The sequence below is a fragment of the Ochrobactrum sp. C6C9 genome, from assembly GCF_022627935.1.
GTDB lineage: Bacteria > Pseudomonadota > Alphaproteobacteria > Rhizobiales > Rhizobiaceae > Brucella > Brucella teleogrylli.
Map to the genome: position 1 here is coordinate 71,318 of NZ_JABXGB010000010.1, position 24,965 is coordinate 96,282.

A 24,965-nucleotide genomic window follows, 5' to 3' on the forward strand; every position below is an offset into this window, starting at 1 on the left:
ACAGATGGGGAGGATATCAAGGCAGGCCTATGCCGAACTCTATGGCCCGACAAAGGGCGACCGTGTGCGTCTGGCAGATACCGAACTCATCATCGAGGTCGAGGATGACCGTTGTATCTATGGCGAGGAAGTAACCTTCGGCGGCGGCAAGGTTATTCGCGACGGCATGGGGCAGGGCCAGCGGCCTTCAGCCGAAACCGCCGATTTGGTGATCACCAATGTCATTATTCTCGACTATTGGGGCATCATCAAAGCCGATGTAGGTATCAAGAATGGTCGTATCTCAGGGATCGATAAGGCAGGTAATCCCGATATCCAGCCCGGTGTCAACATCATCGTTGGACCTGCAACCGACGTAATTGCGGGCGAGGGCAAGATTCTCACCGCAGGCGGCATCGATACACATATTCACTTCATTGCGCCACAGCAGGCGGAAGAAGCGCTGGCCAGCGGCACCACCACTTTGGTTGGCGGTGGAACGGGACCAACGGTTGGCACGCTTGCAACGACGGTTACGCCTGGTCCATGGGCTATCCATCGTATGCTGGAGGCTGTGGAAGCGCTTCCGATCAACGTGGGTTTGTTGGGCAAAGGCAATGCAAGCAAGCCTGAACCTCTGCGTGAACAGATAAGGGCCGGTGCTGTTGGCCTAAAGCTGCACGAGGATTGGGGAACCACCCCTGCCGCCATCGATAATTGTCTTAACGTCGCCGACGAAGAAGATATTCAGGTGGCCATTCATACAGACACGCTGAACGAGAGCGGGTTTGTCAAGGATACTTTTGCTGCCATGAAGGGCAGGACCATTCACAGTTTCCATACGGAAGGTGCCGGCGGCGGGCATGCTCCCGACATCATTACGGCGGCGGGCGAAGAAAATATCCTGCCGTCCTCCACCAATCCGACCCGTCCCTACACCATCAATACGGTCGATGAGCACCTCGATATGCTGATGGTCTGCCACCATCTCAGCCCGAAAATCCCGGAGGATGTGGCATTTGCGGAATCCCGCATTCGGCGAGAAACGATTGCAGCAGAAGACATTCTCCATGATCTGGGTGTGTTTTCGATGATGTCATCGGATTCTCAAGCCATGGGCCGTATTGGGGAGACAACGCTTCGCTGTTGGCAAACCGCCCATAAAATGAAGGTGCAGCGCGGCCCTCTGAGTCAGGATAGCGGCCGGAACGATAATTTCCGCGCCAAGCGGTACGTCGCGAAGTATACGATTAACCCGGCGATTACGCATGGATTCGCTCATGAGATTGGGTCTGTCGAAGTTGGAAAGCGGGCTGATCTTGTATTGTGGAAGCCGGAATTCTTCGGCGTGAAACCCAGCCTTGTGATGATCGGCGGTATGATTGCGATTGCGCCGATGGGCGATCCCAACGCATCGATCTCGACGCCCCAACCGGTCCATTACCGTCCAATGTATGGTGTGTTGGGGCGGGCGCTTGGCTCCACAGGCGTCACATTTGTTTCCAAATCAGCGCTTGATGATGGTATCGGCGAAAAGCTGAAACTCAGCAAGCAATTGGTTGCGGTCAAAGGGATTAGAACGGTCCGCAAGAAGGACATGATCCACAACGGTCTTACGCCCAAATTGGAGGTCGATCCGCAAACCTATCAGGTGCGGGTGGATGGCGAATTGATCACCTGTGAACCAGCCGATGTTCTGCCGATGGCGCAACGCTATTTCCTGTTTTAAGCGACTGACGGGCGTTAGCGAAACCAAAGCAATAGAGCATTTCCTTATTCTTTAGAAACGGGGATGTTTACCGGTATACGAAGGAACAAAATTCATGCAGTTCAATGCGATGCGGGATCATCCTTCTCTGGGGTTTATCGATTGGACGCTGCGCGGTATCGGACAAGTGGTGTTCCAGAATAACCCGCTTTCCGGGCTGGTCATTTTGTTCGCCATTCTGGTCAATTCCTGGATTTATGCCCTTATTTGTGTGGTGGGTGTGGTCGCCAGCACACTGACGGCAATCATCCTCAAGGCCGACAAGGGGCTCATTCGTGATGGCCTGTTCGGATTCAATGGAGCTTTGGTCGCGCTTGCGCTGATCGCATTTACCAGTGCCGATTTTCGCAGCGGCGCGCTGCCGTCACCGGCCATGACGATCTATCTCATCTTTGGCGCAGCTTTTTCCACAATGGCTTTCGCGAGTATCGGAGCGCTTCTGGGCCCGCACAAGGTTGCGCCTCTAACAATGCCATTCGTGCTTGTCGGTTGGCTGTTTCTGTTCGCAATTCTCAAATTTGATGCCATTGATGCGGGGCCAATGGCGAAACCGGTGTCACCGGAACAGTTTTCCTACGCTGTCCCTTATGTGCTCCCAACCTGGTATATGGGAATCGGCACTGCCATCGGACAGATATTCTTTCAGGATAACTGGATAACAGGTTACATCATTCTTGCTGGTATCGCGATCCATTCCCGGATAAGCGCGCTGATGGGCCTTTTGGGAGCGATAACCGGAGCTTTGGTCGCCGCCGCATTCGGCGGACCGGAAGGGGCCATTCGCGATGGGCTTTTCGGTTACAATGCCGCGTTAACGGCAATTGCGCTTGGCGGCTTCTTCCTTGTTTTCAGCTGGAGCAGTTTTCTTTACGCGATCTTCGGCGCTGTCGTGGCCACATGGCTTTGGGCTTCGGTGGCCATCTTCCTGAAACCGATCGGAATGCCGGTGCTGACTTCGACATTCGTCCTCGTCACCTGGGTTATGCTGATCGGTCAGTATGCTTTCAAGGCATTGGTGCCCGTCGCTCCGGCTGATGCAAGTTCGGCAGAGGAAAATCTCGAGCGATATCGTGAAACGCAACGCTTACGACCGGAATAGTCGGCTGTATTGCGTCTCGTGCCAGGCACTGGCCATAGCCAGTGCGGGCGCTGTATTGCCGATTTTGTCGTCTTCGAGCGTGCATGCTTTCTCGACGGCCCGCTCAATTCTTGCTGCTCCAGCAATAAGTATCCTCTGGCCTGCCATGTGGCCGAGCGGAACGAGCCGGATTGCCGCCATGATCTGGCTTTCCACCACGCTCCACATAAGGCCGCGCAGCGCATCGACCGGCTCTATATTCCAGTTAAGCGCTGCGATGGCGAAGGCTGCGGGGTAGGTGGCACGTTGTTCCGAAGCGAAGTTACGCGCCCGCTCGACACCGAGTTCCGATAGCAGAGTAAGCAAGCTTTCGCCCATGCGGCGATCCTCAAGCTCGAGTTCGCTGCTTTCTCGACTTGCCCCAAGCCAGTCGTTCAAGCGGCAGAATTCGGCATCGTCGCTTCGCGTCAGTGCCGAAAACATTCGCCAGAAAATTGCCCCGTCAAGCGCAGCGTAGCTGTGTTCCAGAAGACCAAAAACCCACGCTGCACAGTTTTCTTCATTCGTGACGGTGCCAGTGTGGACAGCCCATTCAAGACCACGCGAATAGGAAAAAGCGCCAACCGGCTGGCTGGGACTGACAAGTCGCATGAGGTGCAGCATAGGCAGAGCCGGAGAGTGCACGGGCAAGTCCGGTTCCGGTCCAGCATTATTACCATCAACTTCAGCGTGTCTCTTCGAATGATCCAGCAAGATGCGGCTCACATCATCCAGCCATCAGGTAAAGCCCGCTGAGCGCGGCAAAGCCGCCCGCCGCCCGCATTATCATCTGCCCCGTCCGACCTTGCAGGATGCGTCCTGCTGCAAGGCCCGCACCAATACCTGCTGCGTGGAGCAATGCCGTTGCAAGCGCAAACCCAACACCATAGGAAAGAAACGCCGCGATGCCGATTTCCCCACCATGGGCATAGCCATGGAAGAATGCGAAGAAGCCGACGACGAGCGCTGCAGTCAGGGTCGATGCGTGGAACGCCATGGCGACAATGAGGCCAAGCACAATTACCGATGTAAGGATGACTGGTTCGACATAGGGAAGAGTTATCCCACTGAGTGCCGTCATAAATCCCAGCAGCATGACGCCGACAAAGCTTAGCGGAACGACGACAAGCGCGCGCCCACCGAGCATCGAAGCCCAAAGGCCAACGGCAACCATTGCAAGGATGTGGTCGGCGCCCGAAAGAGGGTGAGAAAACCCAGCGGCGAAAGAACCATGCTCGGCTGGGTTGAGATGTGCGAATGCGGGGCTCGCCATCAAGGAGAGCAGGACGGCAATCAGGAGAGATGTCCTTTTCATTTCAACTTCCTTTCAACAACAATGGCCATGCTCAGAAGGAGCCAAACATTGAACCCAGCACGAAAACCGCCGCGAGCGAGATAATCACGCCGACAATCACAGTCATGACCATGTCAAAATAGCTTGATGCATGGGTTTGTTTGCTGATCTGAAGGAGCAGAAGCACCGTACCATTGTGCGGCAGCGCATCCAGTGTACCAGCGCTGATGACCGTCAAACGGTGCATGAGATCAGGATTGATCCCGTACTGGATCGCCAATCGCATATATTCGTCGCCCAGCGCATTGAGTGCGATGGCCATGCCGCCGGATGCTGTTCCGGTGAGGGCCGCCAGCGCATTCATGGCTACGACCAGAGAGACAAGCGGACCGCCCGGCACCTCAAGCACCGCATCGCGAACCACGGCAAAAGCAGGCATCGCTGCCACAACTGCACCGAACCCGACGAGGCTCGCTATGGTGAGAATGGGCAGAACAGAGGAGTTGGCGCCTGCGTCGAGGCTTTCGCGGATCGCCCGAAGGCGGCGAAAATTGACCGCTATAAGGGTCAAAATGGCGGCCGCTAGTGCAATAAGCACCGCCCACAAACCTATTGATGATCCGACATCGATTCCCCAAGGCTCCTGCTCCAGAAATGAGAAATCAATACGGGGCAGGATGATGAGCGCCATCAGGAAATTGACGACGATGACGACAAGCAGGGGCAGCACCGCGAAGAAAAAAGGCGGCTGGTTGTCGGCGCGTGCGCCGTGTTCGAGTTCTGCGGGGTCGAAATCACCTGAAAGCGTCGATTGTTCCCTGACCTTTTCCGTTATCTCCAGTTCGCCGGTGTCATCGACATAATTTTCACCTGCAGCCCGCGCCTTGGCTTCCGCGCGTTGCAGCCACCACATGCCGAAGACCAGTGTTATGATTGATGCAATGATCCCCAGTCCCGGCGCTGCAAAGGTCGTGGTTTCGAAATAGGGCATCGGAATGGCATTGTTTGTGGAAGGCGTGCCCGGCATTGCCGACATGGTGAAGGTAAAGGCACCAAGCCCAATGGCCGCAGGCATCAGACGGGCTGGTATATTGGCTGCCTTGAACATTTCCCGCGCCATGGGCACGAGAACGAAGAAGGCAACGAATACGCTGACGCCGCCATAGGTGACGACTGCCGATGCCAGCACGACGGATAGCATCGTGCGTTTTACGCCGAGTTTTTCCGTCAGATATCGTGCAATCGAGGTGATGGAGCCGCTATCATCCATCAGCTTTCCAAAAATACCACCCAGGAGAAAAAGTGGAAACCACCGTCCCACGAAACTGGCAGTCCCGCCCATGAAGGTCGATGTCCAGTTTGCCAGAAGAGGCTCCCCGGAAATGAGCGCGGCGAGAAGAGCAGCTACAGGAGAAAGCAGAAGCACACTCCAGCCGCGATAGGCAAACCACATGAGTAGCGCTAGTCCCAGCAGTATTCCAAGCAACCCCATGCTATCTGACCCCTCAGCCGATGTTGGAGAGAATGCATTCGGAATTATTGAATGAAACTACTTTAGACGGAATATATCAAGAAAATAATGCTTATATCGAATTCTTAAAAATTCGACGGGTCTAAGTTTTCTAATTCTACTTGAGTATTTTAAAATAGTAGACGTCTATGAACCTTCCTCTCACATCGTTATCGACACGTCCTCGGATTTCGATTTGATCTTTTCGACCTATTTTTCTGCCTCGCCAAATTTCTCGTTCGATGCGGACTCTTGTCGTTCCAGTTTGATCTTGAAAAATATAATGAGCTCTTCTCATATTGCCCTTGATCGAACCGGTGAGCACAACGCGAGTTCCGATGGGAGTTCTGCTTACAACACTGGCGGTTATTCCATTACCGGCTTTGACGGAATCCAGAAACTGAGCGTATGAAACGCTGCCAGAGCCTAACAAGAAAAGGCTCAATAAGAGTGCCAACTGATGAAAGCGCTGTTTTACAGAGTTCATGGGTTCAACCTCCTCATGGCGATGATCGAGCTTTTCACCGTATGCTTGCCGGAATGAAAACAACTGCTGCGCCGTGACGCTTGCGATACAGTTCCGTCATTGATCACGGCGGTTTCCCAAACGCTCGGTTATTCGTTGCACAATGAAATACAAACCCGGTGTAAGTAACAGACCAATCGTCGTTGCTGCGACCATCCCTCCAAAGATTGTCACACCCACGGCCTGACGAGCGCCCGCACCCGCGCCGGAAGAAACGATCAAAGGGATGATGCCCAGAATGAAAGATACAGCTGTCATCATCACGGCACGGAAGCGTTGCTCAGCTCCCGTCCGTGCCGCTTCACTCGCCGACAGACCTGCTTCCCGCTTTTCTTTTGCAAACTCCACAATCAGAATTGCATTCTTGGCGGCAAGGCCGATCAACAACACCATCGCAATCTGCACATAGAGGCTATTTTGCAGCCCGAAGATTTTCAGGGCTGTGACTGCTCCAAGCAATGCTGCGCCCAATGAAACAATCACCACCGCAGGCAAGGCCCAACTTTCATACTGAGCGACCAGAAAGAGATAGGCGAAAAGAAAAGCAAGGACAAAGACGATGCCTTCCTGACCGCTGCTTCTGCTTTCCTGAAAGGATAGGCCCGACCACTCATAACCATAGCCATCAGGTAGTTTTTGGGATGCCACGGTCTCCATTGCCGCCATCGCCTGGCCACTGCTCGCACCGGGAGCCGGAACCGCATTGACCTGTGCTGAGACCGAAAGGTTATAACGCGTAATGACGAAAGGGGCCAGAACGGTGGTCAAGGACACGACACTGCTCAACGGGACCATTGTTCCGTTTCGGTTTCTCACGTGGAGCTTCAAAATGTCTTCGCTATGCGCGCGAAAATCGGAATCCGCTTGCAGATTCACCTGAAAGACACGCCCATTAAGCGTAAAGTCATTGACATAGCGTGAGCCAAAATTGGCGCCGATCACCGCGTAAATATCAGACACACTGAGCCCCAGCGCTTCCGCACGGGAACGGTCAACGTCGACATAGATTTGCGGTACATTCGCATTGAAAGTCGTTGCTGCCCCGCCGATCTCGCCGTTCTGGTTAAAGTAGCCAAGCAATGCATTTGTAACCTGTGCAATTTCCTCCGTAGACTGTCCTTGCAATGCCTGGAGGCGGAAATCGAGCCCGCCAACGGACCCAATACCGGCTATCGCCGGTGGCGCAAAAACTGAGACAATGGCACCGGGAATCTGCGCGAATTGAGACCGGAGAGTGCCGATAATATTATTAAGCCGCAGCTCTTCTTTTTCCCGGTCTTCCCAGGGTAGCAATGCGGCAACCGCCATGGCGCCATTGGGCGTGCTCGTCGATTGCAGAATACTGAAGCCCGCAACCGTGATCACATCCTGAACCCCGGCGGTCTCGTTTAGCACCTTTCTGACATTCTCAACGATGCGATTGGTGCGGTCGAGCGAAGCCGCACTTGGCAGCTGGATATCAACGAACAAAGCTCCCTGATCCTCGTCAGGCAGGAAAGTGGCGGGTAGATTGACAAAAATGAGATAGGCACCGGCAAAGCAGGCCACAATGGCTGCAAGTGGCACATACCAATATTTGACGAGAATGCCCACGCCCCTGCCGTAAGCATCACGGCTTCGTTCCATGAAGTTAGTAAACCACGCCAGTGGTCCTCTCTTGAAACCGCTTTGCCCGCGCTTGAGCAGCAACGCCGCCAATGCCGGACTTAGCGTGAGGCCAACGAACGACGAAATGACCAGCGCCGATGAGATTGTCACTGCGAACTGGCGGTAGAGCTGTCCGCCAATACCCGCGAGAAACGCTGTGGGTGTGACCACGGCGAGAAGCACGAGCGTCGTTGAGATGATCGGTCCGGTGATCTGAGACATCGCCTTGCGCGTCGCATCGACAACGGTGATGTCGGGCGTGTCGTCCAGAACGTGTTTGACGTTTTCCACGACGAGAATAGCGTCATCGACGACAAGCCCGATAGCGAGAACCAAGGCCAGCAACGAAATCATATTCAACGAATAGCCTACCGCCAATAGAACCGCGACCGCACCAAGCATGGAAACCGGTATGGCAAGGGCCGAGATCAGTGTCGCGCGCCAGTCTTGCAGGAAGATAAATGTCACCGCGAGCACGATTGCAAAGGCTTCAAACAATGTGCGCGTCGTCAATTGCAAGCTAGCGTCCACAAACCGCGTTGCGTCATAAACCACGTGATATTGCAGGCCTGCCGGAAATCTGGCGGAGAGCCGCTTCAGTTCGGCCTGAACGGCTGTCGCAGTCTGTATCGCATTGGCGCCGGGCGACTGATTAATCTGCAGCATCGCCGATTCATGACCAGCAAAACTGGCTCTTGAAGCATAATTGCGTGCACCAAGTTCAAGACGGGCTATGTCGCGGAGAAATACCTTGGCTCCGTCGGCGCCGGTGCGAATGACGATAGCTCCAAATTCGTCGGCATCTCGCAACCTCCCCTGTGCAACCAGCGTATATTGCAGTTCCGTTCCAACCCGCATGGGCGGTGCACCAGACTGCCCGAGGGTAGCCTGGATATTCTGGCGTTGGATTGCCGCGGAAACCTCATCAATGGTTATTCCGAGCGCATCCATTCTTTGAGGATTGAGCCAGACGCGCATCGAATATTCAGACGCGCCGGTGACACTAGCCTCACCGACACCTGCCACGCGTGAAATCGCGTCGACAATGGTCGTCGTGGTGAAGTTGGTGATCTCAAGCGCGCTCAAACTGTCATCGGGAGAATAGAAAGCGATGCCCAGCACAAAATCGGGTGAGCGTGACCGAACAGAAACGCCCTGTTGCGCGACAGCGGCAGGCAGTCGCGAGATTGCCAGCTGCGCACGGTTTTGCACATTGATCTGCGCAAGTTCCGGATCAGTCCCCACTTCAAAGGTGACTGATAATGAATATTGACCGGCATTCGAGCTCGTGGATGACATATACATCATATCATCCGCGCCATTGATGGCTGTTTCCAGTGGACCACCCACAACGTCGGCAATCACTTCCGCACTCGCGCCGGGATATATCGCCGAAACAGAAACCGTTGGAGGGGTGATCTGCGGATATTGCTGGATGGGCAATGAGAAAACGGCGATGGCGCCAGCAATGGAGATGAGAAGCGAGATAACGATTGCGAGGCGCGTTCGTCGGATGAAGGTTTCCGAAATCATTGAGCAGCCCCCGGTTCATCCGGTGACGATTCATGAGGTGATACGGACTGCCCATCCGCAATTCTTTGCAAGCCTTCGATGACGATCGTTTCTCCCGCGCTGATCCCGTCTTTGACGGACCAATCGTTGCCGATGCGTATGCCGGTCACAATCTGCCGCCGAGTGACAGTGTTATTGTCGTTCAACACAAAAACAAACTTGCCCTCGCGGTCCTGCAGAACAGACGCCATTGGAACAATCGGCAATGTTTTTGCCGTTTCATCCAGCAGGCTGACAGCGACGGTCTGGCCCGGAACCAGAATATGGTCCGGGTTTGCAAACAGCGCGCGTACAGCAATTGTGCCCGTTTGCGGATTGACCTCGTTGTCGATGAACTGGATGTTACCTTTGGAGCCATACTGCTTGCCGTTGGCGAGGGTAAGCGTTAGTTGGAATCTGTTCAGATCAACGGTTCCACCGCGCGCCTCTTTCTGGCGAATGGCGATGAGCGTTCGATCGGTAATGGAAAAAACAACGCGGACAGGATCGAGCTGAACAATACGCGCCAGGGACCCGGCGCTGGGGCCGACCAGATTTCCAACCGTAAACAAAGACCGGCCGATTGTGCCGTTGATCGGTGAACGGATCTGCGTGTAAGAAAGGTTCAGTCGGGCTGTATTCAGCGCAGCCTCTGCACTTTGAACGTCTGCCGAAGCGATATCGAACGCTGCCTGAGCATCATCCAGAGAGGCTTGTGAAGCGGTGTTCCGGTTCGCCAGTGTGCGTGTTCGCGTCAGGGTCTGTCGGGCAGCATTCTGGGCCGCCTGTGCGCGAGCGACCTGCGCTTCTGCTGAAGTCTCCGCCGCCCGCATTTGGTCTGGTTCGATCTCAAAGAGGAGATCGCCTGTCTTGACTGCGCTTCCCTGTTCAAAGCTCTTCACTTTGAGAAAACCTGTAATCCGGGCCTGAATGTCAACGGCTTCTATTGCTTCGACTTGTCCGTTGAATTGGAGCGGGGCCGTGGAAGGCGCCGAGCCCGCCTTTCTGACGACCACCGATGGCGCGGGCTGGGTTGTTGTGCTTTGTTGGGCGGCGGCAGGAGGCATGAACGACAGCAAAAGCAACCCGGAAAGGGCGACATTCGCGGAGTAATAACCGAGGGTCTTAATCAATGTCGGGTCCTCCCTGCGGTCATGCAATGACCTGTCATTCATGCATTTCGAGTACTCAGAGCTATTGCGACATAGGCAAAACCGGCAATCAGCAGGGCAATTCCAGCGATTGATCCCGATGCGAGTTCACGCGTCAAAGGCCATTTCAGGAAGAGTGCGGCGCTGGCTATCCAGGCGATGAACCCGGAGACTGCGAACCAGTACCAGCCTTTTGTTGGATGGATTTTGAACGACAAGGCAATCTGCAGAAATCCATGCACAAAAACCACAATCGCGATCAACAGCGTTATCGCAAGCGCGCCTTTGAGTGGATTGAGATAGATCATAATTCCGCCGACCAGTTCCACCACACCCGTCAATTCTTGCCAGACAAACCCCGCCCAGCTTTTTACCCTAAGCGACTGGATGATCTTCACGAGACCAATTGCCATAAGGACCACACCGAAGACGGTGCTTGCCGCAAATTCCGAAAAGACCGGTAGAAACAGACAGAGCGCGCCTCCAGCTAACAGGAGGACGCCAATGCCAAGAAACCCCTTCCATTTCTTCTGTTCAATTGCTTTGCGCTCCAGATGGCTTAATTCGTGAACTTCCATGCGTAAGCCCTTCTCTTCACGAAGTAATTCAAAGAGCATCCCCGGCTATAACCGTGTTATCAGCGACGCCATCTCACAGTGTGGACGTTGGTTATGCGTCCATCACGCGCGCGCACCGTTACATCGTAAGTTCGTCTGAAACGATCTCCACGATAGAGGAAATGACTTCCCCTGCAGTCTATTGCGCGAACATTTCGGAAGCCCCGTATTCTCAAGAGCCTGGCGCCCTCCGAACAGCGGATTCTGTGGCCGTTATTTATTCTGGTGCCGACCAGAGCGGATTGGTTCTGGCTGAATGCCGGAACCGGCTCGGCAATAGAACCCACGATGGTTAAGGCTAGCAATGCAAGGATAGCGGCAATGGATCGAAACATGTCTTTTCCTTCCGAAGCCTTTATTGAGACGTTCTCAACTCGCTATTGATGCAAGCCTCATCGACAAGGCGCTTCAAAGACGCGACCGTGCTGATCGCGATAGCGACAATATTGAACGCCGTTTCGGGTCTGGGCGACACCAACCAAGGTTCCGGCCGCAGCACCGATTGCAGCGCCGGTGAGCGCTCCGCGCGTATTGCCGCCAATCGCAGCACCGGCGAGCCCACCGACTGCAGCGCCGCCGACACCATATCCGGCAGTTCTCTGTTCAGACGACGTACAAGCGCTCGTTCCCAAGCTGACAGCGGTAACAACCAACAAGCTGAACATATATCGGTTCATGATATCCTCCATCTGAAGCAGTAAGCGTCAGAAATAATTGCAAGTTAAGCAAGACAAAGTCAGAAAACGAAAGCGATGAGCAACGGGCCAAAACCCACGGCTAATTAACCCACCATGCTTAATTTCAGAGATCCAAATTCTGCTTTTGAATCTGGGGCAGGCGACGAAAATACTATCTGCGGTGGGGTCTGTGCCACCGATCAACGCGCACAACGCGTCCATCACGCGCCCGAACCTCAACCCGCAAGGCCTGTTGATTACGCACGCCCCGGATAACGTAGTTTGGTCTCCGGCAATCGATTTCCCGGACATTGGTAAGGCCACGCATTGCAAGACGCCGGGTAGCTTCTCTGCAAGTCAAAGATCGCCCGTTGTTCAACTCCGTACCGACAACGACGCTTCTGGGAATAGGACGCGCGTTCGCGTCAATGGAGAAAAAAAACGTAGATAACGCTGCCAGAAGGATTGCGGCTTTCGATACAGAAGCAAATGCATACATCTGTGACCCTCCATTCTGCTATGGATAATTACAGTATAACTACATTTAAAAAATAACAGCAATCGTTTTTATATAATAAGTAGCCTGTCTTGGATTCAGACTATCTTTAACGCGTTGATCGGGGAAGCACCCCCGGAGTGCATCGCGCCTGCCCAGGTATTTCACTATGCAGCTTCCTGTAAGGGAGGCGAAGGCCTCTAACGGGAGCATGCCCGAAGCTTTGGATGAACGCCCCCGCGCGCAAAATTATTTCTGTTCTTGTCGTCAATCAAACAAGAACGGATTTGCTATGTTGAAAACGTTCGACCTTAGAGCCTGTTCCAAAAGTCGCCCTGTGTAGCTGCAAATGGCAATTTTCTGCGTTCCGGTGCTCACGTACCTTGAGTACGCTCCGCTCCGGTACTCGAAAATCACCATTTTCGCACACACATGCCGCTTTTTTGATTCAGGCTCTTAGCGCCGCGAGAAGGCGCGCGCTTATTCATAGAGCTGGCGGTAGCGCTCCCGCAGGATATTCTTTTGCACCTTACCCATAGTGTTTCGAGGCAGCTCGTCTACAAACAGAATTCGCTTCGGCAGTTTGTAGCGCGCCAGTCGTTCGCTCAAAGCCGCCAGCACTTGGTTTTCCTCTAACGAAGAGCCAGTTTTTTTAACAACAACAGCTGTGGTGCCTTCGCCAAAATCCTTATGTGGCAGGCCAATAACTGCGCTCTCAAACACGCCATCCAACAGATCGATTTCGCTCTCGATTTCTTTTGGATAGATATTATAGCCACCCGATATCACGAGGTCCTTGCCTCGACCCACAATGTGAATATATCCTCTCTCATCGATAAGACCGAGATCGCCTGTGATGAAGAAGCCATCGTCACGGAATTCCGCCTTGGTCTTTTCCGGCATATTCCAATAGCCTTTGAATACATTCGGCCCTTTGATCTCCAGCATCCCGGTCTCTCCGTCCGGGAGTGCCGTGCCACTTTCCATGTCTACCACGCGAATATTCACACCGGGCAGGGGAAGGCCCACGGTTCCTGCTACTCGATCTCCGCGATAGGGATTGGAGGTGTTCATGTTGGTTTCCGTCATGCCATAGCGTTCGAGAATGGCATGCCCTGTATTTTCGAAAAAAGTCTGGTGGGTCTCGTTCAGAAGAGGAGCGGACCCCGAGATGAAGAGCCGCATACGTGCGGTGCTTTCACGGTTTATGCGCGCATCCTGCGACAAGCGCACATAGAACGTCGGAACCCCCATCAACACGGTTGTTTTGGGTAGGCGAGCGACGATTTGGTCCGGGTCGAATTTTGGCAACAGAAACATTGATGCGCCTGAGATCAAGGTTACATTGCTTGCGACAAACAGGCCGTGCGTGTGAAAAATCGGCAACGCGTGGATGAGCCGGTCTGCCGAGGTAAAGTGCCAGCTATCGCGCAGCGTCAATGCGTTGGAGAGCAGATTGCCATGACTGAGCATCGCGCCCTTTGAGCGCCCAGTCGTGCCTGACGTGTAAAGAATGGCGGCAAGATCGTCCGGTCCGCGATCGACATCGTTAAATTGTGGCTCGGCGTCTTGTGCTTGGCCCATCAAAGAACCACTGCCCGTTTCGTCCAGCGTTTCAAGAACTGCGCCGCAGGCGCGGACCGTTTCGGCAAGCTTTTCCGCATTTTGCGGTGAGACGACCACAACGGCTGGCTTGGCGTCGTTAAAAAAGTAATCAAGTTCGGCGACCGTATAGCCCGTGTTTAGCGGCAGATAGACAGCGCCACACCGCAAGCAGGCCAGATAAAGCATTAAGGCTTCGGCACTTTTTTCAACCTGAACGGCGATACGGTCGCCGGGTTTAACGCCTTGCTCGACCAGCACATTGGCAAGACGTGCGGATAGCGCCAGCATATCCCCATATGTCCAGATCTTTCCCGCTTGTGTTTCTATGAAGGTCGCGTCGGTGGTGGAAATTGCGCTGCGAATGGCATCAAACAGGTGATTAGGCATATGTTGTTCCCGGGAAATTTTTGGATGCTTTTAGAGGAGGCTGTACCGATGGTGATTTGTGGATGTTCGCAGAGGTGCCGACCTCTCCTCTTTCGGCATGAGCTTCGTAATTGCGCTCGATGTAATCAAACTTTTAAAGATAATTGACCATCAATCCATGGGATTCTGGCATAGTTTTGGCGGAAACATCTCCATATAATTGAGGCGCTCCAGTCGGGCGCCATTGCCAAGGTGTAAGCGGGCGACCGGGTCGATAAGCCGTCCGTTAGCCGTGCGTGCGGGCAGCAAATAATGCAAGGCCGCGCGCAAAAACAGCGGTCGGATTTCTGCTAAGGGGTAGTCAACGGCTGAACGCGGCCTTGCTGGTGGCGGCTTCTGCGTGAAATCTATCGGCGCGAGGGCAATCCTGTCGCTCGCGCGTTGCCTGGTCAGCAGAATTGTTCAATGTTGCGCGCCGTTAATCTTCGACCCACCGGCGTTCGGATGCCGCGAGATGGGCATGCATGGCGGCTTGCGCTGCAAACGGGTCTTTTGCCCTGAGGGCAGTCAAAATCGCGCGATGTTCTTCAACCGCCAACCGCCAGGTATTTGGCGTCTCCGTATGCCTTTGCATGCGTTCAGAGATTGGGCTGTGTCTCTCATCGAAGAGCTTGATCACCAGATTGGTCAGAACGCTGTTTCCCACTGCCGATGCAAGGCTGATGTGAAACCTTCGATCATGTTCCAAAGGCTTTCGATTGATATCGATATCCCGCAACATGGCTTCAAGGATACTCTCCAATTCCGACAATGCCGGCTCGCTGATGCGTGCCGCACATTGCGCGATCAAGCCACATTCTATCAAAACGCGCGCCTGCATCAATTCAGCAGGGCTTTCGCCCAACGATTGTTCATTCAGTTCCGACCCGGTGGGGTTCAGGACATAGATGCCTGATCCTGATCGAATGTCGATGACCCCCTCGATTTCGAGCGCAATAAGCGCTTCGCGAAGCGACGGGCGTGAGATTCCCAATTGCTGCGCAAGTTCCCGCTCAGCCGGTAGCCTTGATCCCGCCGTGAGTGAGCCGTCGTCGATAAGCGCGCGGATTTGGTCGGCGATCTGTTGATAGACACGTCTCGTTTCAAGCATGCGGTAAGACCAAATTTGTTATGAACGGATAGTTTCACCACTATTTTCCTTATTTTAGCGCTATTCTCAAGAAATTTCGATAAAGTGGCTTGACCAGATTTCTCTTTTCCCCCTATCAAATGACAACTTTTTCAGAGCACCAGGAGGAGGAGCGCGATGAGAGGTCATTCTGCAAAGAAGCCATCTGAAACGGCTCGCGTGCTGCTCACGCTCGAAGATGTGTCGAAAGAATTTCCAGGCGTAAAGGCTCTTTCGGGCGTTAGCTTCGATCTGCGCGCCGGAGAGGTTCACGCTGTCTGCGGTGAAAATGGCGCTGGCAAATCGACGCTGATGAAAATCATCAGCGGCGTATACCAACCAAATTCAGGTTCGATCACCTATAAGGGATCGCCGGTTCAGTTCGCTTCGACGCTGGAGTCGGAAGCAGCTGGCATCGCTATCATCCATCAGGAACTCAACCTCGTGCCGCATTTGAGCGTTGCGGAGAATATCTATCTCGCACGTGAACCCCGGCGGGGCTTCCTGGTTGATCGAAAGAAGTTGATCGCAGATGCCAAGCGCTGTCTGGATCGGCTTGGGGTTAATATCGATCCGAACGTGCAGGTGCGGACGCTGTCGGTTGCCCAGTGTCAGATGGTCGAAATCGCGAAAGCGCTTTCGCTCGACGCGAATGTACTGATTATGGACGAACCCACCTCGTCTTTGACCGAACAGGAAGCGCAGCTTCTCTTCAAGGTGATCCGTGACCTGAAAAGCCAGGGCACCGGCATTATCTATATCTCTCACCGGCTGGATGAGATGCAGGAGATCGTTGATCGCGTTACAGTTTTGCGCGATGGGCGATATGTTTCAACGGACGATTTTGCCGACCTCACCGTCGACGAAATCGTTGCGCGCATGGTTGGGCGCTCGCTGGAGGACAAGTTTCCGGAGCCGACCCGTCAGCCCGCTGATGAAGTCATATTCTCCGTAAAAGGCCTCACAAGACGCGATGTTTTTGAGGATATCAGCTTTGATATTCGTCGTGGCGAGATTCTCGGCTTTGCAGGGTTGATGGGCGCAGGGCGAACCGAAGTGGCGCGCGCAATTTTCGGCGCGGATCCGCTTGATGCGGGCACCATCATGCTCGACGGCAGTGAATTGAAAATCACAGATCCACGCAGTGGTATCGATGCCGGCATCGCTTACCTGTCTGAAGATCGCAAAGCTCAAGGTTTGGCCATCGCGATGCCTGTCGATGCCAATCTGGTCATGGCACGCATGCAGGCGGTTAGTAACAGTCTCGGTGTCATCGACCGCAAGCAAGAGCGGGATGCGAGCCAGCATTACGTCGATCTCCTGAGCATCAAGACACCGAGCCTCCATCAGCCGGTTCGTCTTTTGTCGGGTGGCAATCAGCAGAAAATCATCATTGGCAAATGGCTGTTTCGTGAGCCGCGGGTCATGTTTTTCGACGAGCCGACACGTGGCATCGACGTTGGAGCGAAATTTGCGATCTATCAGATCATGGATGAGCTTGCGGCGCGCGGTATCGCTGTCGTTTTGATAAGTTCCGAATTGCCGGAAGTGCTTGGGATGTCTGATCGCATCGCTGTCTTCCATGGCGGGCGTATCGCTGCGACTCTCAAAACACGCGACACCAATCAGGAAGAGATCATGCATTACGCGTCCGGCAGTGGTCGACGCGGCGAATAAGGATAATCAGCATGACGGAAGTAACCAACGGTAAACCGGTAGAGCAGGGCCAAGTTTCGGCAGATAAGGGACGACGCCTTAGCGAGCGGCAGAAGGATATCATCCAGAAATTTGCAGCACTTGGCAGTCTTGTCGTGCTTGCCGCAATCTTCTCCGCGACGAGCAGCGCCTTTTTCTCCGTCGGCAATGGCATGACAATTGCGCTTCAGGTCACGTCGATTGCTTTGCTCGGTATTGGTGCGACCTATGTGATCATTACGGGGGGTATCGATCTTTCCGTTGGCTCGGTGCTCGCGCTCGCTGGCGTTGTGGCTGCACTTGCCGTCAAGGAACTCCAGCTTCCCATCTGGATTTCGATGCTGCTCGGCATTTTGACCGGGTCGCTTTGCGGCCTGATCAATGGTCTCGCTGTCACCAAGTTGCGACTGCCTCCCTTTATTGCCACTCTTGGCATGATGTTGATTGCCCGTGGTGTTGCCTTGCAGATCACAGGCGCCCGCGCCGTGTCGGGACTGGGAGAAAGCTTCGGTGTTCTGGGTAACGGTTCGCTGTTTCGGATGGAGTCGATCGATGAACAGGGGTTTCCGGTCGTCACTTTTCCGGGCATCCCGTATCCCGTTGTCCTGATGATTGTGATCGCCATCATCGCCGCGTTTGTTCTCAATCGGACCGTCTTTGGCCGTCATATCTATGCCATTGGGTCCAATGCCGTTGCAGCGCGTCTGTCGGGCGTCAACGTTTCCCGGATCACGATCTACACCTACCTGATTTCCGGCACATTGGCCGGGCTGACCGGTTGTGTACTGATGTCGAGACTTGTCACCGCGCAGCCGAATGAAGGCGTCATGTACGAACTTGACGCCATCGCCAGCGCAGTTATTGGCGGGACATCATTGATCGGCGGGGTCGGTACGATCTCCGGAACCTTCATCGGCGCATTCGTCATCGGCATTTTGCGTAACGGTTTGAACATGAATGGCGTCTCCGCCTTCACGCAGCAGATCATCATCGGCCTTGTCATTCTGGTCACCGTCTGGATCGACCAATTGCGCAATCGTCGCTGAAGAGGAGGACGGGAAGGGTAGGGCCTTCCCCCGTTTCGAACTCCGGTCGGGTTCGGTTAGTTGGAGGAAATTATGGGTAAATTTAAAACTGCGCTTCTCGCTTCGGTCATGGTCTTCGGCGCTTTGTCCACTGCTTCAGCCGGTGAAATTGCGGTTATCGTCAAGACGGTCAATTCGACCTTCTGGCAGAACGTTCAGAAGGGCGCCGATGCCGCCATTGCCGAGGCAAAGGGCGAGCACACAATGACGTTCCAGGGACCTGCATCGGAATCCGCTATTGCTGATCAGGTCAACATGGTCGAAAATGCCGTCAACCGCAAAGTCGACGCCATTCTCCTTGCACCGTCTGATCCCGATGCGCTCGTACCAGCCGTGAAGAAGGCTTGGGAAGCGCGTATCCCGGTTGTCATCATCGACAGCCAGCTCGCCAGCGGTGCCGAGAAATACTATCAGTCCTTCTTGGCGACGGATAATAAGAAGGCTGGCGAACTCGCCGCGAAGGCTCTGATCGATAAGGTCGGAACGACGGGCAAGATCGCCGTCATGTCCTATGTTGCTGGCGCCGGATCGGAAATCGGTCGTGTGGGCGGCTTTACCGACTACATTAAGGCTAACTCGAAGCTGGAAATCGTCGGCCCATACTATTCGCAGTCGCAGATGGCTACCGCGCTTAACCAGACGACCGATGTTCTTGCTGCCAACAGTGACCTGAAGGGTATTTTTGGCGCAAACGAGCCGACCGCAATCGGCATGGGCCGGGCGATCAAGCAGGCCGGCAAGGCGGGCAAGGTTACTGCAATCGGTTTCGACGGAAATCAGGATTTGCAGGAATTCGTCAAGGACGGCACGCTGGCTGCAACCGTTGTCCAGGGCTCCTACCAGATGGGCGATATCGGCGTTGCAACGCTGCTGAAGCTGCTCAACAAGGAAAAGGTCGAAAAGACGATCGATACTGGCGTCGTTGTTGTCACAAAGGACAATGTCGACAAGCCGGAAGCGAAGAACGTTCTTTACTAAGTCAAAGCCGGCGCGCGGAGCATATCCGCGCGCTCTTTTTCGGTCAGATTGGGGAATTCAGCACATCATGAAGGTTTCAGACAGACGCAAATTGCGCAATCGTGACGTCTCGTTCACGCTTATGGGTCTTGGCTGCGCCCAGATGGGCAATCTCTATCGGGTGACGAGTTATCAGGAATCTCTGAGTGCTTTCGATGCAGCTTGGAATGCTGGTATCCGTTATTTCGATACGGCGCCTTTTTATGGCTATACGCGTTCAGAGCGCCGCCTTGGCACGATGGTGACGGAGCACAAGCGCGACGAGTATGTGCTTAGCACCAAGGTTGGGCGCATCATGGTGCCGGATGAGACGGTCGGGCCGGAAGAAGACGCTTACGTCGAGCCGCTGCCTTTCCGACCGAATTATGATTACAGCTACGATGCAATCATGCGTTCCTTCGAAGCAAGCCGCCAGCGCATTGGCGTGTTCGCTCCTGACGTGCTGTATATTCACGATATTGGACGCGCCACCCACGGCGATCGTCATCAGCACTATTGGGACCAGCTGACCAAGGGCGGCGGGTTCAAGGCGCTTGGAGAACTGCGTTCTGCGGGCTTGGTAAAGGCCGTTGGTCTGGGCGTCAACGAATGGCAGGTCGTTTCCGACACGATGCAGGAATTCGACATCGACGTTTCGATGCTTGCTGGCCGCTACACCTTGCTGGAGCAGGACAGCCTTGCACTTCTCGACCGTTGCCACCGCGACGGCGTTGGTATCGTCGTGGCCGGTGCTTTCAATTCCGGCCTTCTGGCGGGCAATCGGAAGTTCAACTATGCCGAGGCGCCGACCGATCTTCTGGCGCGTGTCGATGCAATCCAGGCGGCATGCGAATCCGAGGGCGTTACCATGCAAGCCGCGGCGTTAGCCTTCCCGACACTGCATCCAGCTGTGGTCACGGTCGTTTCGGGCGCCCGCAATGGAGAGCAGATGAAGGCAAATGTCGATTGGTTCGAGCAGGAAATTCCGGCCACCTTCTGGGCTCGCCTGAAGGACAAAGGCGTCATTTCCGCCGACGCACCGATCGGTAGCAACTAAGCAGGTCAGTAACTGATGCGCTCTGGTCGTTTTCATATCAGAGCGCACAGGGTGGGCTCGAAAATTTGTCATCTGGCTAGTTTTTGATCAGGCTCGCTTTGCCTGAATGAGACCCTAAGCGTTTTGTGGCGCTTGAGCGAATTACGTGTGGGGCTGCGATTGCGCTCAAATTTTGCTTAGCCGCGCCCCATACTAGTATTATATACTCCAAACGATAATTCCCAAAAAAGTGGCATAAAAACTGCTTGTGTAAGGTATCGCTCTATGGGATGCCTCGCATGTTTTATTCGATCTTGATGCCAGCCTTGCTCAGTATGTCAGTTGGTTTTAGCTGGAGTACATTTACTTCGTTCTTTTCGTCACGCAGTAACGATGAAAATAGCGAACTGACATTGATTATGACGGCAAGCCCCGTTTGCATCACCGCAATGGCGCTTTCTGTCTCTGACTTTGGATTGCTTTGGAGCAGTGCCATTGTAACTATAGGGTGGATGGTTTCATCATCGATGAAACGTCTCTTCCGCCCCATGTTGATGCTCACGTTGTCAGCTTTTGCTTTAGTGGCTTATGTTCGTTTTGGTAGACCCATCGCCATCTGACACGAGATATACGACGCGGCAGTTTGGGGGCCACGATCCCTGCTGGGACCTATCCTCAACCTGAATGCGCATCGCTTCGCGCCGCCCAAATTGCAGTATTTCCGGCGCAATGCCTTTATCAAAAAAAACCACATCGGCGGTTTGCAATCCGCGTATTGCTTTCAGCGTCATTAGTTCCGGATCTATCGGGTTGACGGAAAAGACCTTTACGTCGCCCGCATCCAAGACCAGTTCTGAAGCAGTTGTCAGCAGTTCGACTTCTGTCTGGGCGGTGTGCTTTTCCGAAAAAGCTTTCTCCACGAAGATTTCCCAGAAGCGCCTGCGCGCCGCTGCCGTTGGTAAAAGTGATCCGATGCGGCTGCGGATTGTCTGCGCCAGTTCAGCCCAGTTTTGGAGTGAAGCTGGCAAAAGCACTTCAATTTTACTCCGGATCGTCTGCGCCAGAACAGGAGCTGCGCCATCCGTCGAAATGGCAACGATCACCGGCGACCGGTTGACGATGGAACCGAACTGGAACTGGCAATATCCTGGCTTGTCGATGACATTCACTGGAACGCCCATCGCTCCGCAGGCCGTATAAAATCGATCTGCTTCATAGCTATCATTACAGTCGGCGACAGCCATAGCAGCACCCTGCAAATCACTTTGCCGCCAAGAACGGCCAATCAGCGATATGCGCGCTCCGATGTGAGCCGCTGGACGGCTGGCGAGTGCGCACATCATCTCATCAGGTTCCCTGGTAAAGACTTTGACATGCGCGCCACAGGCGGCCAGCAGTTCTGCCTTCCAGGCGGCTGCATCCGAACCACCCGAAACAACACAAAGCTTGCCTTCAAGTGCCCAGAAGACCGGAAGCTTTGCCAATGCTTCGATACGAGCTGGTGTTTCATTCAGCGGCGGTTGCGAGACACCCATCGATGATACCCCTGATTTCTGCGCGGCAGGAGCCGCAATTGGTTCCGGCATTGAGTTCCTTACCGATAGCTTCAACACTGTGGCAGCCGGAACGGATGGCAGCGGCGATCTGGTTGACGCCGACACCGAAGCAAGAGCAAACCGTGGCACCGGGATCCGGCTTGTCCACACCGGGGCGACCAGCAACGATAGCAAAGCGTTTGCGCAGATCGTCATGGGTGACTGTCAGTTGCTGGATGGCCCAATAGCGCGCGACAGCAACCGGTTGTGGCGCGATAAACAAAGCTGCGAGCAATCGGGAACCCGCAAAGAATGCGAGCCTTGTTTCGCCGGTCGCGGTGTCGGTATAGCCGATCGGATGAATATCTTCGGGGATGGCGAAGTGTACGTAACACCATTCCACCCAATCTCCGATCTCGGTAAGTGGCGCCAGTTCCAGCCGCCAGCCGCCGTCTGCGCGAGCCAGCGACCAGTAATCGCAGTCGATAGCGAAAGGCTTTGCGAGCGAAACGGCAAAGCCGTAGCAGGTCGCCGAAAACGGTCTTACAGTGACGGCCACATTCTTGGAGGCGGGCTGGCCTGAAACCGGATCGACCAATGGCGCGACGACCGCATCAATACGGGCGCGGGCGGAAAACTGGTCGTTCCAATGCATTGGGACAAAGACATTGCCGCGCGCCTGCCGCTCCGTTGCAAGTGCACGCACGATGGCTTTCCCGTGCGAGCTTTCGATTTCCACCAAGCTGGCGTTCTCGATGCCAAGCTCTATCGCATCGCGTGGATGAAGTTCGGCAAAAGGCTCGGCGATATGGGATGATAGCCGCGCGCTTTTGCCGGTTCGCGTCATCGTATGCCACTGATCGCGGATGCGACCCGTATTGAGTGTGAACGGAAAGGCGCTGCTTGTGCGAATTGTCTCCGGCACAGTGGTGGCGATGAAGCGCGCGCGCCGGTCCGGGTGGAAATAACCACCCTTCGCAAAAAAGCGAGATGCAGGCTCTGCGCTGTCGGATGCCTTCGGCCATTGAAAGGGCGTCATGGCATCGTAAGCGGCGAGGCCGATCTCTTCAAATGCGCCGATATCGAAATCGCGGCAGCCGTCGTTTTCAAAAGCGGACAGCGCCGCGTGCTCGGCGAAGATGGCCGCCGACCCGCTATAATTGAACGGAGCGGCATGGTTCATACGGCGCGCGACCTCAGCCAGTTGCCACCAGTCCGCCCGTGCTTCGCCCGGAGCGGTCAGAAATGCTCGCTGCCGGGAGATGCGGCGCTCGGAATTGGTAACGGTGCCGTCCTTCTCGCCCCAGCCGAGCGAGGGAAGCAGTACATGCGCATGACGCGTCGTATCGGTGTCCTGCATAATGTCTGAAACGACAACGAAGGGACAGGCGGCTATGGCTGCCTCGACCGCATCAGCGTCCGGCATGGACACAACCGGATTGGTGGCCATGACCCACAACGCCTTGATGCGCCCATCCGCCACCGCGCGGAACATGTCGACGGCTTTCAGACCCGGTTTGGTTGCGATGGTGGGCGAGGACCAGAAACGCTGGACGCGATCGCGGTCGTCGGCATTCTCGATAGCCATATGCGCGGCAAGCATATTGGCTAGACCGCCCACTTCCCTGCCACCCATGGCGTTTGGCTGGCCGGTCAATGAGAAAGGTCCCATTCCGGGGCGCCCGATCCGGCCCGTCGCCAGATGGCAATTGATGATGGCGTTGACCTTGTCGGTTCCAGATGACGACTGGTTAACACCCTGACTGTAGCAGGTTACGGTCTTGTCGGTGGTTTCGAACAGCCGGAAGAATTCATTGAATTCTGCCGACGAGAGCCCGGTGCGTTCGGTCAGCGTTTCGTGGTCCAGTGCGGTAGCCGTTTCCACAGCGACCGCAAAGCCGGATGTATATGCATCGACATAGCCCATGTTGAGCGCGGGGCTTTTCACGAGATGCGCGAGCAGCCCCATGAACAGGGCGACATCGCCATCGGGACGGATCGCCAGATGCAGATTGGCAATATCGCAGGTCATCGTCCGGCGCGGATCGATGACGACGACTTTCATCTGTGGGCGCGCCGCTTTCGCTGCGGCAAGCCGCTGGTAAATGACGGGATGGCACCAGGCGAGATTGGAGCCGGTCAGGACCACCAGATCCGCCAGTTCGATATCCTCATAGGTGCCGGGCACGGTATCGGACCCGAAGGCGCGACGATGCCCCGCCACGGATGAAGACATGCAAAGCCGCGAGTTGGTGTCGATATTCGCCGAGCCGATGAAGCCCTTCATCAGCTTGTTCGCGACGTAATAGTCTTCGGTCAAAAGTTGACCTGAAACATAAAAGGCCACGGAATCCGGCCCATGTTCGGCGATTGCTTCCGAAAATTTTTGGGCGACGAGATCGAGCGCCTGATCCCAGTCCGCACGTGGCCCGTCAATCTCAGGAAAAAGCAGACGCCCATCAAGGTCGATCGTTTCCGCCAGAGCTGAACCTTTCGAACACAACCGCCCGAAATTGGCCGGGTGATCCGGGTCGCCGCGAACTGAAACGGAGCCGACTTCATCGACCCTGGCGATGACGCCGCAACCGACGCCGCAATAAGGGCAGGTGGTCTTTGTTTCAGTGGTCGTTGCCATGATCGTCGCCTTACCGGGCTGCATATCGAGCCCGCACAATTGGAGCGCGCTTTACCAGCTGTTGTAGGAAAGGAATTTGCCGCTCATGCGGATTTCAATGCGCTCGCCCTTCGGGTTGGGCACCTTGTCCACGCTCATCTCGAAATCGATAGCGCTCATGATGCCGTTGCCGCTCTTTTCCTGAATGAGTTCCTTCAGCGTTGGACCGTAGACCCCAACGATCTCGTAAAGCCGATAGATGCAGGGATCGGTCGGAACCGCGCGGTCCCATTCCTTGGTCGGATATTCCGCCAAAACCACGGCGGCCTCCTGCGGCAGGCCAAGATTGACCACCAGCTTGTCCGCCTTGTCGCGCGGCAGCGCATTCATGCCAAGACAGGCCGAAGTGACAAACACCTCGCTCATGCCGATGTCTTCGGCAATCGATGCCCATGTCAGACCGGCCAGCCGTTTCTTTTCATAGATCATGTCGATCACATCGCTTTTGCTAAGCATGTCGTCTCCTCTTATG

Annotated in this window: 21 protein-coding genes; 7 read left to right on the forward strand and 14 right to left on the reverse strand. The window is 54.8% G+C overall.

All coding sequences use genetic code 11. The annotated features are described in order from the left end of the window. Positions 1-4 precede the first annotated feature (4 nt). Positions 5-1,708, forward strand: coding sequence for an urease subunit alpha (ureC, locus tag HWD97_RS10105; protein WP_124915383.1), 1,704 nt, complete (start codon positions 5-7; stop codon positions 1,706-1,708). Positions 1,709-1,802: 94 nt separating this feature from the next. Beyond that, positions 1,803-2,846, forward strand: a complete 1,044-nt coding sequence (locus HWD97_RS10110; protein WP_124915384.1) for an urea transporter — start codon at positions 1,803-1,805, stop codon at positions 2,844-2,846. Here the strand turns inward: HWD97_RS10110 and HWD97_RS10115 are convergent. The 11 genes from HWD97_RS10115 to HWD97_RS10165 form a co-directional block, all read right to left on the reverse strand. Next, positions 2,832-3,590, reverse strand: coding sequence for an urease accessory protein UreF (locus HWD97_RS10115; RefSeq protein WP_121537708.1), 759 nt, complete (start codon positions 3,588-3,590; stop codon positions 2,832-2,834). The two genes, HWD97_RS10110 and HWD97_RS10115, sit on opposite strands and share 15 nt — an antisense overlap. A gap of 1 nt (position 3,591) precedes the next feature. Continuing rightward, a complete protein-coding gene (locus HWD97_RS10120; RefSeq protein WP_121537710.1) occupies positions 3,592-4,179 on the reverse strand; it encodes a HupE/UreJ family protein in 588 nt (195 codons plus the stop codon). 31 nt (positions 4,180-4,210) lie between these two features. Continuing rightward, positions 4,211-5,650, reverse strand: a complete 1,440-nt coding sequence (locus HWD97_RS10125; protein WP_121537711.1) for a GntP family permease — start codon at positions 5,648-5,650, stop codon at positions 4,211-4,213. A gap of 136 nt (positions 5,651-5,786) precedes the next feature. Continuing rightward, positions 5,787-6,155, reverse strand: coding sequence for a NirD/YgiW/YdeI family stress tolerance protein (locus HWD97_RS10130; RefSeq protein ID WP_121537713.1), 369 nt, complete (start codon positions 6,153-6,155; stop codon positions 5,787-5,789). Positions 6,156-6,251: 96 nt separating this feature from the next. Continuing rightward, positions 6,252-9,374: an efflux RND transporter permease subunit gene (locus HWD97_RS10135; protein ID WP_371834990.1), complete on the reverse strand. Its 3,123-nt coding sequence runs from the start codon at positions 9,372-9,374 to the stop codon at positions 6,252-6,254. Continuing rightward, complete coding sequence (locus tag HWD97_RS10140; protein WP_371834991.1) at positions 9,371-10,525, reverse strand: efflux RND transporter periplasmic adaptor subunit; 1,155 nt, start codon at positions 10,523-10,525, stop codon at positions 9,371-9,373. The genes HWD97_RS10135 and HWD97_RS10140 overlap by 4 nt, the downstream gene beginning before the upstream one ends. Before the next feature lie 38 nt (positions 10,526-10,563). After that, entirely contained in the window at positions 10,564-11,160 is a 597-nt protein-coding gene (locus HWD97_RS10145) for an HdeD family acid-resistance protein (RefSeq protein ID WP_371834992.1), read from the reverse strand. Positions 11,161-11,552: 392 nt separating this feature from the next. Then, positions 11,553-11,837 (reverse strand): glycine zipper 2TM domain-containing protein, encoded by a 285-nt coding sequence (locus tag HWD97_RS10150; protein WP_124915387.1) that lies wholly within the window; start codon positions 11,835-11,837, stop codon positions 11,553-11,555. Between the two features lie 976 nt (positions 11,838-12,813). Next, positions 12,814-14,325: a malonyl-CoA synthase gene (locus tag HWD97_RS10155; protein ID WP_121537723.1), complete on the reverse strand. Its 1,512-nt coding sequence runs from the start codon at positions 14,323-14,325 to the stop codon at positions 12,814-12,816. 150 nt (positions 14,326-14,475) lie between these two features. Next, on the reverse strand, positions 14,476-14,763 hold the full coding sequence (locus HWD97_RS10160) for a malonyl-CoA decarboxylase domain-containing protein (protein ID WP_371830812.1): 288 nt from the start codon (positions 14,761-14,763) through the stop codon (positions 14,476-14,478). A gap of 19 nt (positions 14,764-14,782) precedes the next feature. After that, complete coding sequence (locus HWD97_RS10165; protein ID WP_121537725.1) at positions 14,783-15,454, reverse strand: FadR/GntR family transcriptional regulator; 672 nt, start codon at positions 15,452-15,454, stop codon at positions 14,783-14,785. Between the two features lie 156 nt (positions 15,455-15,610). Between HWD97_RS10165 and HWD97_RS10170 the strand changes: the two genes are divergently transcribed. The 5 genes from HWD97_RS10170 to HWD97_RS10190 all read left to right on the forward strand — a co-directional run bounded on the left by HWD97_RS10170 (position 15,611) and on the right by HWD97_RS10190 (position 20,904). Then, on the forward strand, positions 15,611-17,149 hold the full coding sequence (locus HWD97_RS10170) for a sugar ABC transporter ATP-binding protein (RefSeq protein WP_109366113.1): 1,539 nt from the start codon (positions 15,611-15,613) through the stop codon (positions 17,147-17,149). A gap of 11 nt (positions 17,150-17,160) precedes the next feature. Continuing rightward, positions 17,161-18,213 (forward strand): ABC transporter permease, encoded by a 1,053-nt coding sequence (locus tag HWD97_RS10175; RefSeq protein ID WP_109366112.1) that lies wholly within the window; start codon positions 17,161-17,163, stop codon positions 18,211-18,213. Between the two features lie 72 nt (positions 18,214-18,285). Continuing rightward, positions 18,286-19,230 (forward strand): ABC transporter substrate-binding protein, encoded by a 945-nt coding sequence (locus HWD97_RS10180; RefSeq protein WP_371834993.1) that lies wholly within the window; start codon positions 18,286-18,288, stop codon positions 19,228-19,230. A 67-nt stretch (positions 19,231-19,297) separates the two neighbouring features. Next, positions 19,298-20,305 carry an aldo/keto reductase gene (locus tag HWD97_RS10185; RefSeq protein ID WP_109366110.1) on the forward strand — a complete coding sequence of 336 codons (1,008 nt, stop codon included), beginning with the start codon at positions 19,298-19,300 and terminating at the stop codon, positions 20,303-20,305. A gap of 278 nt (positions 20,306-20,583) precedes the next feature. Then, positions 20,584-20,904, forward strand: coding sequence for a hypothetical protein (locus HWD97_RS10190; RefSeq protein WP_146200157.1), 321 nt, complete (start codon positions 20,584-20,586; stop codon positions 20,902-20,904). On the opposite strand, the gene HWD97_RS10195 is transcribed toward HWD97_RS10190, so the two are convergent. From HWD97_RS10195 to cynS, 3 genes are read right to left on the reverse strand one after another with little or no spacing between them, the layout of a single operon-like run. Beyond that, entirely contained in the window at positions 20,863-21,870 is a 1,008-nt protein-coding gene (locus HWD97_RS10195) for an NAD(P)-dependent oxidoreductase (protein WP_109366108.1), read from the reverse strand. The two genes, HWD97_RS10190 and HWD97_RS10195, sit on opposite strands and share 42 nt — an antisense overlap. Continuing rightward, on the reverse strand, positions 21,791-24,454 hold the full coding sequence (locus tag HWD97_RS10200) for a molybdopterin-dependent oxidoreductase (RefSeq protein ID WP_371834994.1): 2,664 nt from the start codon (positions 24,452-24,454) through the stop codon (positions 21,791-21,793). Before HWD97_RS10200 ends, HWD97_RS10195 begins: the two co-directional genes overlap by 80 nt. 51 nt (positions 24,455-24,505) lie before the next feature. Beyond that, positions 24,506-24,949: a cyanase gene (cynS, locus tag HWD97_RS10205; RefSeq protein WP_171317702.1), complete on the reverse strand. Its 444-nt coding sequence runs from the start codon at positions 24,947-24,949 to the stop codon at positions 24,506-24,508. Positions 24,950-24,965: the final 16 nt, after the last annotated feature.